This window comes from Homoserinimonas sp. OAct 916 (assembly GCF_003260275.1).
In the GTDB taxonomy this organism is placed as follows: domain Bacteria; phylum Actinomycetota; class Actinomycetes; order Actinomycetales; family Microbacteriaceae; genus OACT-916.
Map to the genome: position 1 here is coordinate 185,115 of NZ_QJHB01000002.1, position 15,689 is coordinate 200,803.

Sequence of the window (15,689 nt, forward strand, 5' to 3'; positions counted from 1 at the left end):
AACCGCCTGCCGCCTGCCGCCGACTGGGCAGCAGCTGGGCGAAAGGTCGCTCGATAACCTCACGTACTGCTCTCTCGGCGGATGCCTGAAGGGCGGGTTCCGCTCAGTCGAACCAGAGTGCGAGTTCGCGACGGGCAGTCTCGGGCGAATCAGAGCCGTGCACCAGATTCTGCTGCACGTTCAAGCCCCAGTCGCGCGCCAGGTCACCGCGAATGGTGCCGGGGGCGGCAGTGGTGGGGTCTGTGGTTCCGGCCAGCGAGCGGAAGCCCTCGATCACACGATTTCCGGCCACGCGGAACGCAACGATCGGGCCGGACTCCATGAAATCCACCAGCGGTTCGTAGAACGGTTTGCCAAGGTGTTCGGCGTAGTGCTCGGCCAGCAGGTCGCGATCCGCCTGCACCAGCCGCACATCGACCAGGGAGTATCCCTTCGCCTCGATGCGTCGCAGGATCTCGCCGGTGAGGCCGCGCGCCACCCCGTCGGGTTTGACGAGTACGAGGGTTTCTTCGACGTTGGTGGTCATACTTTCTCCTTGGTTCGATCGATTCTGGTTCCGGTAATGATGGCGTAGGTCCACATGGCGGCGAAGACCGCTCCGAGGAAGAACATGACGGGTACGAGAAACCCGGTTGCGAGCAGAAGCGCCTGCAGTACCCAACCGACGGTGACTCCCCACGAATGGCGCAGCAGGCCGATGGTCACGACCATGGCGAGGAACAGCACGCCCCCGCCGACAAGCGCTATCACCGGCGGCAGCGGGTGCACCGCATCGAGGCCGAAAGCCACGAGCGACGCGAGGAACACCGTGAGCGCCTCACAGGCCAGCACGATCGATCCGAGGGATTCGGTCAGGCTTCGCCTGCGCGCCGGTCGGCCCCGCGCCGGGGCCTTCGGGCTCGAGTCTGTCACACCGTCACCGGCTGTCGGTTCGGTCACTGGGATCTCCAATTCTGGCGAGCGGCATACGCCATCGCGTCGCCGACGAGGGTAATCGACCCGGTCACGAGTGCTGCGCCGTTGGTGGTTTCGGCGGCGAGCTGGCGGCCACGGTCCAGCGCCGCATTCAGGTCGGGGATCGTTTCAACCCGGTTGGCGCCGGCGACGTCGGTCACGATCTTCGCCAACGTCTCGGCATCGACGGTTCGGTCGGACGGTGCAGTGGTGACGATGAAACGCGTGACGTGCGCGTTGAGCAATTCGACGATACGGTGTGCGTCTTTGTCGGCGAGGATGCCCAACACGCACGTGATCTGGTCGAACGAGTAGAACGCATCCAGCGAATCGTCGAGTGCTTGCGCGCTGCCCGGGTTGTGGGCGGCGTCAACCAACACAGTCGGATTCGTGCCGATGGTCTCGAGACGCCCGGGCGAGACCGCGCGGGCGAGCCCTTCGGCCAGGATGTCGATCGAGATCGGCTGGCTGCCACCACCGATGAACGATTCCACAGCGGCGATCGCCACCGAGGCATTCTGGGCCTGGTGACGGCCGGCCAGGGGCAGCAGAAGGTCGGGGTACTGAGCGGCCAGGCCCTGCACAGTGATGCGCTGGCCGCCAGGGACGACCCGGCTGTCAATAACTCGAAACTCATCCCCCTCGGTCGCCATGGTCGACTCGGTCAGCTCGATCGCACGCTCGAGTTCGGCACGGGCCTCGGGAACCTGATGGGAGCTCACCACGCGGGCGAGCGGTTTGATGATGCCCGATTTTGTGCGGGCGATCTCTGCCACGGTCGATCCGAGCCGTTTCGTGTGATCCAGCGAGATCGGCGTGAACACGGCCACCTGGCCGTCTCCGACGTTGGTGGAATCCCACTCGCCGCCCATTCCGACCTCGATCACCGCGACGTCGACCGGGGCGTCGGCAAACGAGGCGAAAGCCAGGGCACTGAGCAGTTCGAAGTAGGTGAGTGGGCTCTCTCCCGAGGTGGCCAGGTCGCGGTCGACCATCTGAACGTACGGCTTGATGTCAGACCAGTTGGCGGCCAGCGAACCATCGCTGATCGGCTCGCCGTCAATCATGATGCGCTCGTTGAAACGCACCAGGTGGGGGCTGGTGAACAATCCCACTCGCAATCCGTGCGCACGCAGGATCGACTCGATGATGCGCGCCGTGCTGGTCTTGCCGTTGGTCCCGGTGATGTGGATGATCGGGTACAACCGCTGCGGGTCGCCGAGCACGTCGAGCAGCTGCCGGGTGGGCGCGAGCCTCGGCCTCGGAGCCCCCTCCCCCGTGCGGGTGAGCAACTCCTGGTAGACGGCGTCGCCCGCGATCCGGTTCTCGTCGGGTTCAGTCATGGTCTCCTCCGATCCGGCTGACGGCAACCTGGAAGCTGCCGGCGTTCGCGAATCTGTTCGCGGGGAACGACTGGATGTGGTCAGCGTGCACAGCATCGGCTGCCCCGTCGCCGATCAGGAATGTGGTGGCCAGGGTTTCGGCGGCGATGTCGACCTCGGTCGCCTGCGCCAGCGCGCGGGCATCTGCCTCGTCACCGAAAACGAGTTCGAGACGGATGCGGTCGCCCACCTCGAACCCGGCAGCCTTGCGCGTGTCCTGCACCGCGCGGATCACATCGCGGGCAAGCCCCTCCGCCTCTAGCTCGGGGGTGGTCCGCGTGTCGAGCAGCAGAAACCCGTCGCCGGGCAACAGCGCCAATGAGACTCCGTCGCCCTCGCCCGGCTCGGTGGAGCCCGCCGAGAGCACGAGCTCGTATTCCCCCTCGGCGAGGGTGATGCCCCCGCAGGTCACGACGCCATCCTGTTCGCTCCAGTCGCCCGCGCGGGCGGCCTGGATCACCTTTTGCACGTCTTTGCCAAGCCTGGGGCCAGCGGCACGGGCGTTGACGGTGAGTTTCGAGGTGATGCCGTAGTCGGCCGCACTGGTGCCCGCCAGTTCGACGAATTCGACCTTCTTGATATTCAATTCATCGCGCAGGATCGACTCGAACGGGGCGAGGGCCGCCGTGTTGGCCGTCACCACGGTGAGCGTTGCCAGGGGCAGCCGCACGCGGCGGCCGGCCTTCTTGCGCAGCGACAGGGTGAGCGACGAGATGCTGCGGATGGAATCCATCGCTTCAACCAATTCGGCGTTCTGCGGGAAGTCGGACGGGTTCGGCCAGTCGGTCAGGTGAACGCTGCGACCACCGGTCAGGCCCTTCCAGATCTGCTCGCTGATCAGCGGCAGCATGGGGGCTGCCAGTCGGGTGACGGTCTCCAGCACCGTGTACAAGGTGTCGAACGCCTCAGTCCCTGAGCCGTCTTCCCCGACATTCACCCAGAACCGGTCGCGCGAGCGACGCACATACCAATTGGTGAGCACGTCGGCGAAGTCGCGCAGGGTGGCGGCGGCTGTGGTGCTGTCGAGCCCGTCGTAGTCTGCGGCGAGCTTCTCGATCAGTTGGCGGGTCTTGGCCAGCAGGTAGCGGTCGAGTACGTCAGTCGAGTCGGTGCGCCACTCGGCCTCATAACCCTTGGGCCCCGACGTGTTGGCGTAGAGCGAGAAGAAGTACCACGTGTTCCAGAGCGGCAGCATCAGTTGCCTGGTGCTCTCCCGGATGCCCTCCTCGGTGACGATCAGGTTGCCACCGCGCAGCACGGATGAGCCCATCAGGAACCAGCGCATGGCGTCCGACCCGTCGCGGTCGAACACCTCGTTCACGTCGGGGTAGTTCTGAAGAGACTTGGACATCTTCTGGCCGTCACTTCCGAGCACGATGCCGTGGCTGATCACCGATTTGAACGCCGGACGGTCGAACAGTGCGGTCGACAGCACGTGCTGCACGTAGAACCAGCCACGAGTCTGGCCGATGTACTCGACGATGAAGTCTGCTGGATGGTGTGCCTCGAAGAACTCCTGGTTCTCGAACGGGTAGTGCACCTGGGCGTAGGGCATCGACCCGGAGTCAAACCACACGTCGAGCACATCGGGTATGCGGCGCATGGTCGATGTTCCACTGGGATCGTCGGGGTTCGGCCGGGTGAGTTCGTCGATGTGGGGCCGGTGCAGGTCGGTGGGGCGCACGCCGAAGTCGCGCTCGAGTTCATCGAGCGAACCGTACACGTCGATGCGGGGGTATTCGGGGTTGTCGCTCTTCCACACCGGGATGGGTGAACCCCAGTAGCGATTGCGGCTGATCGACCAATCGCGGGCATTCGCGATCCACTTGCCGAACTGGCCCTCTTTCACGTTCTCGGGAACCCAGGTGATCTCTTCGTTCAGCTCCACCATCCGGTCGCGAAACGCGGTCACCCTCACGAACCAACTGGAGACCGCCTTGTAGATGAGCGGGTTCCGGCAGCGCCAGCAGTGCGGGTAGGAGTGCTCGTAGCTGGCCTGGCGAACCAGGCGCCCGCCCGCGCGCAGCATCTGGGTGAGCGGCTTGTTGGCGGCGAAGACCTGCAGCCCGGCCACTTCAGACACCGGTTCGATGAAACGCCCACCCTCGTCGACCGAGATGATCACCGGGATGCCGGCCGCCTCACAGATCTTCTGGTCCTCTTCACCGTAGGCGGGTGCCTGGTGCACGATTCCGGTGCCGTCGACGGTGGTGACGTAGTCGGCGACCAGGATCTGCCAGGCGTTCTGGGTCTGCCACTTCTCGGTATCGGTGTAGTAGTCCCAAAGGGGCTCATACCGCACGCCGGCGAGGTCTGCACCGAACACCGTGCGAGAGACGGCGGATGTGGCCGCCTCTGTCGACTCGTAGCCGAGGTCTTTCGCGTAGGCGCCGAGCAGGTCGGCGGCGATCAGGTAGTCGGCAGCACCGGGCTCGGTGCCGTCACCCGCGCCGAGCGGACCGGCGGGCACCACTGCGTAGGAGATGTCTGGTCCGACGGCCAACGCAAGGTTGGTGGGAAGTGTCCATGGAGTGGTCGTCCAAGCGAGCGCACGCACGCCGGCGAGGCCGAGGGTCTCGGCCTGCTGGCCCACCAACGGAAACGTGACCGTGACGGTCTGATCCTGCACCATCTTGTAGACGTCGTCGTCCATGCGCAATTCGTGGTTCGACAGCGGTGTCTGGTCGCGCCAGCAGTATGGCAGCACGCGGTAGCCCTCGTAGGCCAGACCCTTGTCGTGCAACTGTTTGAACGCCCAGATCACCGACTCCATGTAGGTGATGTCGAGCGTCTTGTAGTCGTTGTCGAAGTCGACCCAGCGGGCCTGGCGGGTGACATACTCCTGCCATTCATGCGTGTACTTCAGCACCGAGTCGCGCACGACCTCATTGAATGCGCCGATCCCCATCGCTTCGATCTGGCTCTTGTCCGTGATGCCGAGCACGCGCTCGGCCTCCAACTCAGCGGGCAGACCGTGCGTGTCCCAGCCGAAACGGCGGTGCACCTGCTTGCCGCGCATCGTCTGGTACCTCGGAAACACGTCTTTCGCGTACCCGGTCAGCAGGTGGCCGTAGTGTGGCAGGCCGTTGGCGAACGGTGGGCCGTCGTAGAAGACCCACTCGGGGCATCCGTCTCGGTTGTCTATCGACTCCTGGAAGATTTCTTCCTTCTTCCAGAAGGCGAGGATGCCCTCTTCGAGTTTCGGAAAGCTGGGGTTCGGCGTGACGCCGCCAGCTGCGTGATCCTCTGCCTGGCCGGTCGCCGAATTTCCTGCCGCGTGTTCGGCTGAGTGGCCTGCGGTCTCATCCGCAGTGAATTTGGGGTACGTCACGTGGTCTCCTGGCTGGTCTTCTCACCTGACGAGGACGCTGCCGGTCTTACGACCCGCACCGCGGTACCACCCCGCTTGACGTTGCCCGGTCATCCGGTTCACGCCCGCTTGTTCTTTGGCTGTGACGGGCCAGACCCGTTCGGTTCTACTGGGCAGTCATCTGCGGGTTGAGGGATTGCGATGCAATCGTCTCAGAACCCGACATCAAACTGCTGTTCTTCCGAGCGCTCCCCGGTGATGACCGGATCAATGCGTGTGAACCTCCCATGGTATCTGCAGAACCTGTACAACGCACGACACGCACGTTCGTGCGACTGCGTGCACGCCTTCGCCACCCCACCCTCTACGATGAATGCAGGCCGCCCGTGGCGGACCCCACTGTTGTATCCATCAGCTGAAAGGAGAGTCGCGTGTCGACCCTCGCCCTTACTCTTGGCCGCCCCACCCTCGCCGACCGCGTGTTTGCGCGCAGCCTCACCACAGACGTCGTTCTGATCGCATCGGGTGCGGCTGTCACCGCGGTGGCCGCGCAGTTGTTCGTTCCGCTGTGGCCGGTGCCGATCACCATGCAGACCCTCGCTGTGCTGCTGGTCGGCTCGACCCTCGGTGCCACTCGTGGCGCCCTGTCGATGGCGCTCTACGCCGTGCTCGGCCTGGTCGGTCTGCCGGTGTTCAGCGACTTCTCCTCGGGCGCCGGCGTTTTGTTCGGCTCGACCGGCGGCTACATCTTCGGCTTCATCATCGCTGCAGGTCTCACCGGTTGGCTGGCCCAGCGCAACTGGGACAAGAAGTTCCTCGGAGCAGCGCTCTCGTTCCTGGCCGGAACCGTGGTGATCTTCGCGCTCGGCATGATCGGGCTCTCGCTCGCCCTCTCGGCCAACCTGCAGCAGACACTGGAGTGGGGCCTGTACCCGTTCATCATCGGTGGCATCATCAAGGCGGGAATCGCTGCCGCCCTGATCCCCGGCTCCTGGAAGCTCGCAGAGCGCATCAGCGCAAAGCGGAGCTGAGAATTCACGGCTCGCTGTTGTGAGCGGTACTGACGCCGCCGAAGGGGTCTACGCACGGGCTCTGCACGATGCGGGGTTTCTTGCGCGGGTTCGAGCGGCGTACACCGGGCGACATAACGTGCTGGATGCGCTCTGGTGGCTTTCTCGGCCGTTGGATGCCGGCCCGAGCGGCGCGCCGGCGCCACAGGTGCTCGTGCAGGAGTTGCAGCGTCGGGTGTATTCGGCCGACGCCGACCCTGCGGTGACCGCCGACGAGGGCCGACGGTTGCGCGCGGCCCTGCACGCAGTCGAGACCGACCGGCGGGCGATCGACGCCGCAATCGAGGCCGCCTCGACGGAGGTTCAGAATGCTGCGCCCGTCGACGCCCAATGGTTCGATCATCCGCAACCGGCTCGCTCGGCGGGAGAGGCCACTAAGGGTGACATCGTCGGACAGCCACACTCCCGCAACACCTCCGGGGGACCAGACCAGGCCGACCACCCTCAACCTCAGCCACAACCTGAAGAACAGCCCAGCGGTGCAGCGCGACGGGGCACCATGTTGGTCGCGATCGGCGCCATCCTGGCCATGGTGGCAGGGGGTGCGGTGGGTGCCCAATGGCCCTCGTGGAGTCAGGCCCTCAGTCTGACCGGTAACGAGCCCGTGAGCGTCGCACCCTCGGTGCCGCCCGCAGCGGTCGAGGCCCACTTCGACACCATCCAGGTTGCGAGCATCGACACGCCCCAGACGTCGCTACCCGATTTCTTCGACCCCGCCTCGCTGCGACTGCTCACGACAGCAGAGTTCTCCAGTGACTCCGCCGCCAGTTCGCCTTCGGCGGATCACTCCCAGATCTTCGCGGCCCGGTCGACCTCGGGGTTGACCTGTCTGGTGGCCGTGCCGCCCGAAGCCGGTTACGCCTCCAGTTGTGTCGTCGACTCCGAGTTTCCGCCGTCGGGCCTGTCCGTGTACTGGGTGGTGCAGGACTCAGCCTCCGGGTCGGCGCCCAGGCTCCTCAACTGGTCGGCCACCTGGTCTGTCTATGGCGAGATCACCAACACGGGTCACACAGTTTCCGGGCAGGAGATCGATGTGGTTCCGGCCGTCGCACCCGACCCCGGAGAGGATGAGATCGCCCGGCTTGTGTACGACCGGTCGAACACCAGCAAACCGGCGAGCGCCGTCGTTCCGGATGGCACCGACGGGTTCATCATCACCGGTGCGTGTGGTTCTGGACGTTCAGCAACGACCGTCCGGTACCAGGTCAGCACCGGGGTGGGCACAGACACTCCCCTTTTCAGCGGCACGTTCAACTGCAACCAGGGGCCAGACACGAACGTCATTACGAGCCTCGGGTATGACGGCATGGTCGTGCGCGTGGCCTTCATCGGCGATCTCAGTTCCGTGTCATCTGCCTATGTGGTACTGAGCAGGTACGTCGAATGAGCCACACTCCCGCATCAGCGCACCCAGCCGGCGTGTTTGCACGCGCGCAGGCGGATGCGGAGTTCCTCGAACGCGTTCGCGCGGCGTATACCGGCCGGGCCGATGTGCTCGATGCGCTCTGGTGGCATGATCATCCGTTGGAGGTCGCGCCCAGCGGTGCCGAGGCCCCCCAGGTGCTCGTTCGAGAGCTTCAGCGCCTTGCTTACTCGGCCGACGTGGATCCGGCCGCTCACGCTGAGGCCACCTGCCGCCTGAGCGCTGCCCGCCAGGCAGTTGACGAAGATCGCGCAGCCGTGGAACGGGCGATCAGCAGCGCCGACTTGCCAGCACGGGGCGCAGCGTCGAACATCAGCGAAGCCACGACTGGATCGGCCTTGGTTGAAAAGTCCGAGCAACGAGAACTCGGGCATCCGCAACTCCCCGAACGCGCAGCTCATGCGCAGACCGAGATTGCTCCTTCCTCAGCCGATACCGGCCCAGCCCCCCGTAGCCCGTCGACGGCGCCCGGAATCCACCGCAGAGGTCGCGCAGCGTGGATCGCCGGCGGCCTCTCAGCGGCCCTGATCGCGGGCCTTTTTCTGGGAACTCAGTGGGACGGCATCTCCGCTGGGCTGCCGTCGGCCAGCCCAGAACCCAGCGCCGACGCCTCAACACTCGGATTCGCTGCCATATTCGATCGCACCCAGAACCCGTACGTCGACCTGCCTCCGGTTGACCTGCCGATTGAGTTCAACGCAGAATCATCGGCCCGAGAACTGTTCCATGGTGAGGGCTCGAGTGTGTATGCCGTGAGAACGAGGTTCGACAGCGTCTGCGTCGTTGCCATCCCACCCGAGCTGACCATCCAGGCGAGCTGCGTGCCGGCCAAAGAGTTTCCCCCATCAGGGCTGACCCTCAACTGGTCCAGCGATGCGGGCACACCACATCAGAGCGACCAGCTGCCCGAGATCTACGACTGGACCCTGACCTGGCTGCCCGACGGTACGGTCGAACCGGCGCTCACTGTTCGTGCGCAGGAGATCGGCCCGCTGGGTAGGGCTTTCGATCCGTTCCTCGCTCCCGCTGAGGACGAGTACGAACTGGCCCGGCTGATCCTGGCTGATCCGGCGACCTTTGAAGGTTCGGTCAGCGCCGTGGTCCCCGACGACGCAGATGGCGTGATGCTTCAGGCGGATTGCCGGACGGGGGCCGTGCAGGGTTCACTCACCGTTGAGGTATCCACCGAGGCCTCCCCGACAGAGGTCCTTGCCGGCCAAGTGCTCAATTGCAATGAGGCGACCACCGGGCTGAGCATTGTCGAGCCTGGACTGGCGGGCAAGATGGTGCGGATTCGGCTGGTCGGGGATCTGACTCGGGTCAGCCACGCCTACGTCATTCTGTCGCGCTATAACGAATGATCGCGTGATCCAACCTCGGCCCCCGGACCCCTCGATAAGGTTCCGAGTGTCGGCGGCTCGTTCCGGGTGAATCGCGGGGCCGCTTGAGGGGTGCCGCTACGGTGGGATGATGCAGAGAAACACCTGGCAGCGCGATGCGGTGCGCGAAGCCCTCGAGGAAGTTGATGGCTTCGTCAGCGCGCAAGGGCTGCACGCGAACCTCCTGGAGTCGGGTTCCCGCATCGGTCTCGCCACCGTATACCGAACCCTCACCCGACTCGCGGCCCTGGGTGAGGCCGACACCCTGCAGTCGCAGGACGGCGAGAACCTGTACCGGGCCTGCAGCACGGGTCATCATCACCATCTGATCTGCCGCTCCTGCGGACTCACGGTGGAGATCGGGGCGGATGCCGTCGAGATTTGGGCGCAGAGGGTCGCCACCGAGAACGGCTTCACCGACCCGGCTCACGTCGTCGACGTCTTCGGTCTCTGCCCGGCCTGCACCGCTGCAGCTACCTCGACCGCCCACCCCTAATCCACCTCTCGCCCCTAATCCACCGCCCTGCCGCAGCTCGCGCCTCCCCAATTCTCGATAAATAGCGGCCGCGCGGCAGTTGGCACGTGTCGCGCCCGTTCTAACAGCCGCGTTGCGTTCCACGTGGCGCAACCGTGAAGCTGGCGGTTCGGGGCGCCAACTCCCGGTCGGATCATTCCATACCGGGGCAGCGCGGGCTCGCCGATTGACCCCTGACCTGCGGGTCGGTTCGGCACACGATATAGTTGTTGGGCTGAGTCCAACAATAAACTGGGCGGGTCTTTTGGACTCTTTCATCGGCGCCTCGACCAGCGCCCCGGCTTCACACGCGGGCATCACACCCCAACCACTAGGGAAACCCCATGACCCTGAGCACGACAAAGCTGCGTTCATCCACCCTCTCCGCGCTTGCGCTCGGCGCCGGGATCGCGTTGATGACCGCGGGGTGTTCGGCTCAGACGTCGGGCGACGGCACGAGTTCGGCGCCGACCAGCGACGCAGGGCCGGTGGCTGGCGGCACCCTGGTCTACGCCTCGGGCGATGCCGAACCGACGTGCCTCGACCCGCATGTGGGCGGCAACTACCCGCAGGCTCTGATCAGCACGCAATACCTCGAGTCGCTGGTATCGAAGAACACGGCGGGCGAAATCATTCCGTGGCTGGCCACCACCTGGACCGAGGATGCGGACGGCCTCGGTTGGGAGTTCGCGCTGCGCGACGACGTGACATTCACCGACGGAACCCCGTTCGACGCCGCAGCCGTCGCCGCCAACATCGCACACCTGAAAGACCCGAACACTGCATCCTCGACCGGCTACCTCGCCGTCGGTAAGGTGAAAGAGGTCGTCGCCGTCGACGACCACACGGTGCGCCTCGAACTGAGCACCCCCGACAGCGCCCTGCTCGACTCACTCTCGCAGCCCTGGGTGGCGATCGAGTCGCCAACTGCGTTGAAGCGCAGCCAGGAGGAGAACTGCGCCAGCCCGGTCGGCACCGGCCCGTTCATCGTCGACACCTGGGTGAAACAGGACAAAGTGGCCCTGGTGCAGAACAAGGACTACAACTCCCCGCCCGCCGACGCCGGCCACACGGGTGCCGCCCTCATCGACCGCATCGAGTGGCGGTTCATTCCCGATTCCGCCTCGCGGTACGCTGCGTTGCAGGCCGGCCAGGTCGATGTGATCGACAATGCGCAGCCGGACACGATCGCGGCAGCAGCCGACAAGAACGGCATCGCCGAGTTGAACGCACCCCGCCCCGGCGCGGCCAACCGCATCGAGCTGAACTCCAGTAAGGCACCGTTCGACGATGTGAAAGTGCGTGAGGCATTCATTCGGGCCGCCATCGTCAACGACGGCATCAACAGCCTGTTCTTCGGCACGGCGGAACGCTCCTACTCACTTTTGTCCAGCGTTGAGGCGCTCGGGTTGAGCACCCCGGAGTATTTCGACACCGATCTGGCCCAGGCGAACAATCTCTTGGATGCCGCCGGTTGGGCCGAGCACGATGCCGACGGCTACCGGGTCAAAGGCGGCGAGCGGCTCAGCCTCACGTTCCCCGTGAGCACCAACCAGTCGATTCCGGCCGAACAGTCATTGTTCCAGCAGATCCAGGCCACGGTGAAGGCGGCCGGTTTCGAGGTGGTCCTTGAGCCGATGGACCTGTCCAGCTGGTACGGGGCGCTGGCTGCGCACGAGTACAACCTGGTGAGCGCGCCGTACACGAAGGTCGGGCCTGACGTGTTGCGCATCCTGTACCACTCGGCGTCGATCACGCCGGCGCCGAGCGGCTACTTCGCCAACCTCGCCCAGGTGAATGACCCCGAGGTCGACGCCCTGCTCGACGAGGCCAGCCAGGTGACCGATCCGGCGAAGCGAGCAGAGCTGTACGAGAACGCACAACGGCTCGTGCTGAGCCAGTTCTACGTGCTGCCGCTGTACGACCAGCAGAACCATTACCTGCACAGCACTGCGGTGCAGGGGCTGCGGGCGATGCCCACCGTGTCGACGCCCACCTTTTACGACGTGTGGCTAGACCGTTGACTGCCTCTCCGGGCAGGGCACGACCCCGGCTCGCGTCGGCTCGCCGCGTCACCCCCCGTTTCGCGCCCGTTGGCACGCAGCGCGGGTGTTAGAACAGGCGCGAACCGCGCCAACTGGCGCGCGGCGAAGATCGAGGGCTGGCCGGGGGTGGCGGATGCTGCGCTGGCTGGGGCTGCGGATCGCCGGGGGCGTGTTCGTGCTCTGGGCGGTGGCCACCTTGATCTTCTTCGCGCTGCGGCTGATCCCGGGTGACCCGGCCCAAGCAATCCTCGGGGGCCCGGGTTCACAGGCCTCCCCCGAGGCACTGGCCCAGGTGCGACTCGACTACGGCCTCGACCAACCGCTGGCCGCGCAGTATTTCGGTGCGCTCGGGCGGCTGCTGCGCGGCGACCTCGGCACGTCTTACGCACTCAAGACCGACGTCGGGGCGCTCATTCTCGACCAGTTCTGGGGAACGCTCGTCCTCACCCTGGCCGCCCTCGCCGCCGCGTGGATCTTCGCCCTCGGGCTCGCGCTGTGGACCACCCGTGGCGGCTGGCTGTCTGACCGGGTCGGCTCGGGGATGGAGATCATGGCGGCCGCCGTGCCGCACTTCTGGCTGGCCTCCGTGTTCATCATCGTGTTCTCCTCCTGGCTTGGCTGGCTACCGGCGATCAGTGTGCCCGGGCCGATCGGCCTGGTGCTGCCGGTGCTGACCCTGGCGATCCCCCTCGCCGGCTTCCTCGGGCAGGTGATGCGTGAGTCCTTGGCGGATGCCCTGGAATCCCCGTTCGCCCTCTCGGCACGGGCCAGGGGTGAGTCCGAGACCGGAGTTCGCTGGTACCACGGAATCCGTCACGCCGCGCTGCCCGGCATCTCGCTCTCTGGCTGGGCGTTCGGGGCACTGCTCAGCGGCGCCGTGGTGGTGGAGACCGTATTCGCCCGGCCCGGCCTCGGCCGCACCCTGCTCAACGCGGTCACGATCCGCGACATCCCGGTCGTCACCGGAGTGGCCCTTGTCTCGGCCCTCGCCTTCATTCTGGTCACCGTGGTAACCGACCTGGTCGACCGAATCGCCGACCCTCGCCTCGGAACATCATGAAGTCGAAGCTGCGCCCGGGTGAGATCGTGGCCATCGCCACTCTGGCGCTGCTCGCGGTCGCGGCGATCGCCCCCGGTCTGCTCAGCACCCTCGATCCGCTCGGGATCGACCCGGGCCAGGCGTTCCGCCCACCGTCGGCCGGGCACTGGTTCGGCACCGACGAGTCCGGCCGCGACATCTACACCCGGGTGATCCACGGTGCACGGGCCTCTCTCATCATCGGGGTGGTCGCCACCGTCATCGGGATCGGTCTGGCTCTGTTGCTCGGGGTCGCCGCCGGCATCGGGGGCCGCGGAACCGACTTCGCCCTCACCCGCGTGAGCGAGGTGCTGTTCGCGTTGCCCGGCCTGCTGCTGGCGCTCGTGTTCATCGCCATTGCGGGGCCCGGCATCGCCACGTCGACGATCGCCGTCGGCCTTGCGACAGCGCCGGGCTATGCCCGGATCATCCGCAGCCAGGTGCGCGCCATCCGCGGTGCGCCCTACGTCGAGGCGGCGATCGTGCTGGGGCGCGCACCGGGTCACCGATTGACACGGACCATCCTGCCGAACGCGATCGCCCCGGTGTTCGTGCTCGCCACCCTCGGGGTGGGCCAGGCGATCGTCTGGGCCTCGTCGCTGAGCTACCTCGGGTTGGGTGCGGTACCGCCGGCCGCCGAGTGGGGCGCCATGCTCGCCGCCGGACGCACCTACATCGGCACCGCGTGGTGGATGACCGTGTTTCCGGGCATTGCGATCGTACTCGCCGCCGGGGCCGCAACGGCCCTTGGCCGCAGCCTGCAGAACCGAACCCGGCAGGTGAACAGGTGACCGACACCTCAGCCTCCATTCTCTCGCCCGCCGTAGCAAGGGGCACCCCGGTGCTCGACGTGCAGAACCTGCGGGTGCGGTTCGGCCGCGGCCCGCAGGTGGTCGACGGCATCTCGTTCGAGCTCACGGCCGGCGAGTGCCTCGGGATCGTCGGCGAGTCGGGTTCGGGCAAGTCGGTCACAGCCCGCTCATTGATCGGCCTCGCCGGCACAGGCGCACACGTCGAAACCGATCATCTGCGCCTCGGCGAGCGCTCCCTCGTGGGCCTCCGCCCGGCCACGTGGCGTGGCATACGGGGCCGGAAGATCGGGTTCATCCTGCAAGACGCCCTCTCCTCACTCGACCCGCTTCGCCCAGTGGGACGTGAGATCGCCGACGCCCTTCGCCTGCACACCCGCCTCTCCCCGGCGGCCCGCGGTGTGAGGGTGCAGGAGTTGCTCACCGCCGTGGGGATGCCCGAGCCGCACCTGCGCGCCCGGCAGCGCTCCGGAGAACTGTCAGGAGGCCTGCGGCAACGGGCGTTGATCGCCTCGGCGATCGCGTTGAACCCACCCGTGCTGATCGCTGATGAGCCCACCACCGCTTTGGATGCCACGGTGCAGGCGCAAGTGCTCGAATTGCTCGCCCAGCTCACCGCGTCAGGGACGGGACTGCTCCTGATCAGCCACGACCTGGCCGTCGTGAAACAGCTCGCCGACCGTGTGGCGGTGATGCGTGCCGGCCGAATCGTCGAGACCGGGTCGACCGCCGAAATTCTCGAGGCACCGCAGCACGACTACACGCGCAGCCTCATCGCTGCTGTACCCACCGGTCGACCCCGCGGTGAGCGCCTGTCCGTGAGTTCGTCACCTGTCCTCCCAGCCACAACGGGCGCGCTCGGCACCCAGACACGCCCGCACGAACCGCCAGTCGCACCCGAACAGCACCCGGTGCTGGACGCCCAACGCCTCACCAAAGTGTTTCGCACCCCCGACCGCAGCCTGATGCGTGCCGTCGATGACGTCTCGCTCACCCTGCACCCCGGCCGAACCCTCGGGTTGGTCGGCGAATCCGGCTCGGGCAAGACCACAGTGGCCCGGCTCCTGCTCGCACTGGAGACGCCCGATCATGGCACCGTCACACTGCATGGCGAGCCGTGGAGTCCGCTGCCTGAAAGTGCACGCCGTCACCGTCGCCGTCAGATGGGTGCGATCTACCAGGATCCGTCGGCGTCGTTCGACCCGCGGCTCACAGTGGAACAGATCCTGACGGATGCGGCCGGCAACGGCAGCGGCGGAACGCGCCAGCACCGCACCCGGGTGGCAGAGCTGCTCGACTCGGTGGGGCTCGCCTCACGCACCCGCGACAGCCGCCCCGCACACCTGTCGGGCGGCCAGCGTCAGCGAGTCGCGATAGCGCGGGCCCTGGCGCCGAGGCCTGGGATCATCATCTGTGACGAACCGGTGTCTGCGTTGGATGTGACGGTGCAGGCGCAGGTTCTCGACCTGCTGAACGACCTGCAGCAGGAGTTCGGCATCAGCTACCTGTTCATCTCGCACGACCTCGGCGTGGTCGGCCACATGAGCGATTCACTTCTGGTGATGCGGGGCGGCCGCATCGTGGAGCGCGGCGACACCGAGGCAGTGTTCCGCTCCCCCGCCCACGAGTACACGAGCCGACTGCTCGCCGCCGCGCCTCGGCTCTGACGCCGACTCAAGACTGCAGCGTCGTCGCCGGGCCGCTGATCACCGATGCTGACGTGAG

12 protein-coding genes are annotated in these 15,689 nt (G+C 66.3%); 8 read left to right on the plus strand and 4 right to left on the minus strand.

Features of this window, described 5'->3' with window-relative positions; all coding sequences use genetic code 11:
* Positions 1-103: 103 nt before the first annotated feature.
* Genes ndk through ileS form a run of 4 tightly spaced genes read right to left on the minus strand, consistent with a single transcriptional unit; the run spans position 104 to position 5,667 of the window.
* Positions 104-526 carry a nucleoside-diphosphate kinase gene (gene ndk, locus DL891_RS03210; RefSeq protein ID WP_111718984.1) on the minus strand — a complete coding sequence of 141 codons (423 nt, stop codon included), beginning with the start codon at positions 524-526 and terminating at the stop codon, positions 104-106.
* Positions 523-939 carry a DUF4233 domain-containing protein gene (locus DL891_RS03215; RefSeq protein ID WP_111718985.1) on the minus strand — a complete coding sequence of 139 codons (417 nt, stop codon included), beginning with the start codon at positions 937-939 and terminating at the stop codon, positions 523-525. Before DL891_RS03215 ends, ndk begins: the two co-directional genes overlap by 4 nt.
* Positions 936-2,297, minus strand: a complete 1,362-nt coding sequence (locus DL891_RS03220; RefSeq protein ID WP_111718986.1) for a folylpolyglutamate synthase/dihydrofolate synthase family protein — start codon at positions 2,295-2,297, stop codon at positions 936-938. The genes DL891_RS03215 and DL891_RS03220 overlap by 4 nt, the downstream gene beginning before the upstream one ends.
* On the minus strand, positions 2,290-5,667 hold the full coding sequence (ileS, locus tag DL891_RS03225) for an isoleucine--tRNA ligase (protein ID WP_111718987.1): 3,378 nt from the start codon (positions 5,665-5,667) through the stop codon (positions 2,290-2,292). The genes DL891_RS03220 and ileS overlap by 8 nt, the downstream gene beginning before the upstream one ends.
* 410 nt (positions 5,668-6,077) lie before the next feature.
* Between ileS and DL891_RS03230 the strand changes: the two genes are divergently transcribed.
* From DL891_RS03230 to DL891_RS03265, 8 genes are all read left to right on the plus strand, one after another.
* Entirely contained in the window at positions 6,078-6,677 is a 600-nt protein-coding gene (locus DL891_RS03230) for a biotin transporter BioY (protein WP_111718988.1), read from the plus strand.
* A gap of 19 nt (positions 6,678-6,696) precedes the next feature.
* On the plus strand, positions 6,697-8,103 hold the full coding sequence (locus DL891_RS03235; protein WP_111718989.1) for a hypothetical protein: 1,407 nt from the start codon (positions 6,697-6,699) through the stop codon (positions 8,101-8,103).
* A complete protein-coding gene (locus tag DL891_RS03240) occupies positions 8,100-9,500 on the plus strand; it encodes a hypothetical protein (protein ID WP_111718990.1) in 1,401 nt (466 codons plus the stop codon). Before DL891_RS03235 ends, DL891_RS03240 begins: the two co-directional genes overlap by 4 nt.
* 106 nt (positions 9,501-9,606) lie before the next feature.
* The gene (locus DL891_RS03245) at positions 9,607-10,014 is read left to right on the plus strand and encodes a Fur family transcriptional regulator (RefSeq protein ID WP_111718991.1); all 408 of its coding nucleotides are present in this window, start codon (positions 9,607-9,609) and stop codon (positions 10,012-10,014) included.
* A 362-nt stretch (positions 10,015-10,376) separates the two neighbouring features.
* On the plus strand, positions 10,377-12,056 hold the full coding sequence (locus DL891_RS03250; RefSeq protein ID WP_111718992.1) for an ABC transporter substrate-binding protein: 1,680 nt from the start codon (positions 10,377-10,379) through the stop codon (positions 12,054-12,056).
* 154 nt (positions 12,057-12,210) lie between these two features.
* The gene (locus DL891_RS03255; protein ID WP_111718993.1) at positions 12,211-13,137 is read left to right on the plus strand and encodes an ABC transporter permease; all 927 of its coding nucleotides are present in this window, start codon (positions 12,211-12,213) and stop codon (positions 13,135-13,137) included.
* Positions 13,134-13,946 carry an ABC transporter permease gene (locus DL891_RS03260; protein WP_111718994.1) on the plus strand — a complete coding sequence of 271 codons (813 nt, stop codon included), beginning with the start codon at positions 13,134-13,136 and terminating at the stop codon, positions 13,944-13,946. Before DL891_RS03255 ends, DL891_RS03260 begins: the two co-directional genes overlap by 4 nt.
* On the plus strand, positions 13,943-15,631 hold the full coding sequence (locus tag DL891_RS03265) for an ABC transporter ATP-binding protein (protein ID WP_232818981.1): 1,689 nt from the start codon (positions 13,943-13,945) through the stop codon (positions 15,629-15,631). The genes DL891_RS03260 and DL891_RS03265 overlap by 4 nt, the downstream gene beginning before the upstream one ends.
* The last annotated feature ends 58 nt before the right edge of the window (positions 15,632-15,689 follow it).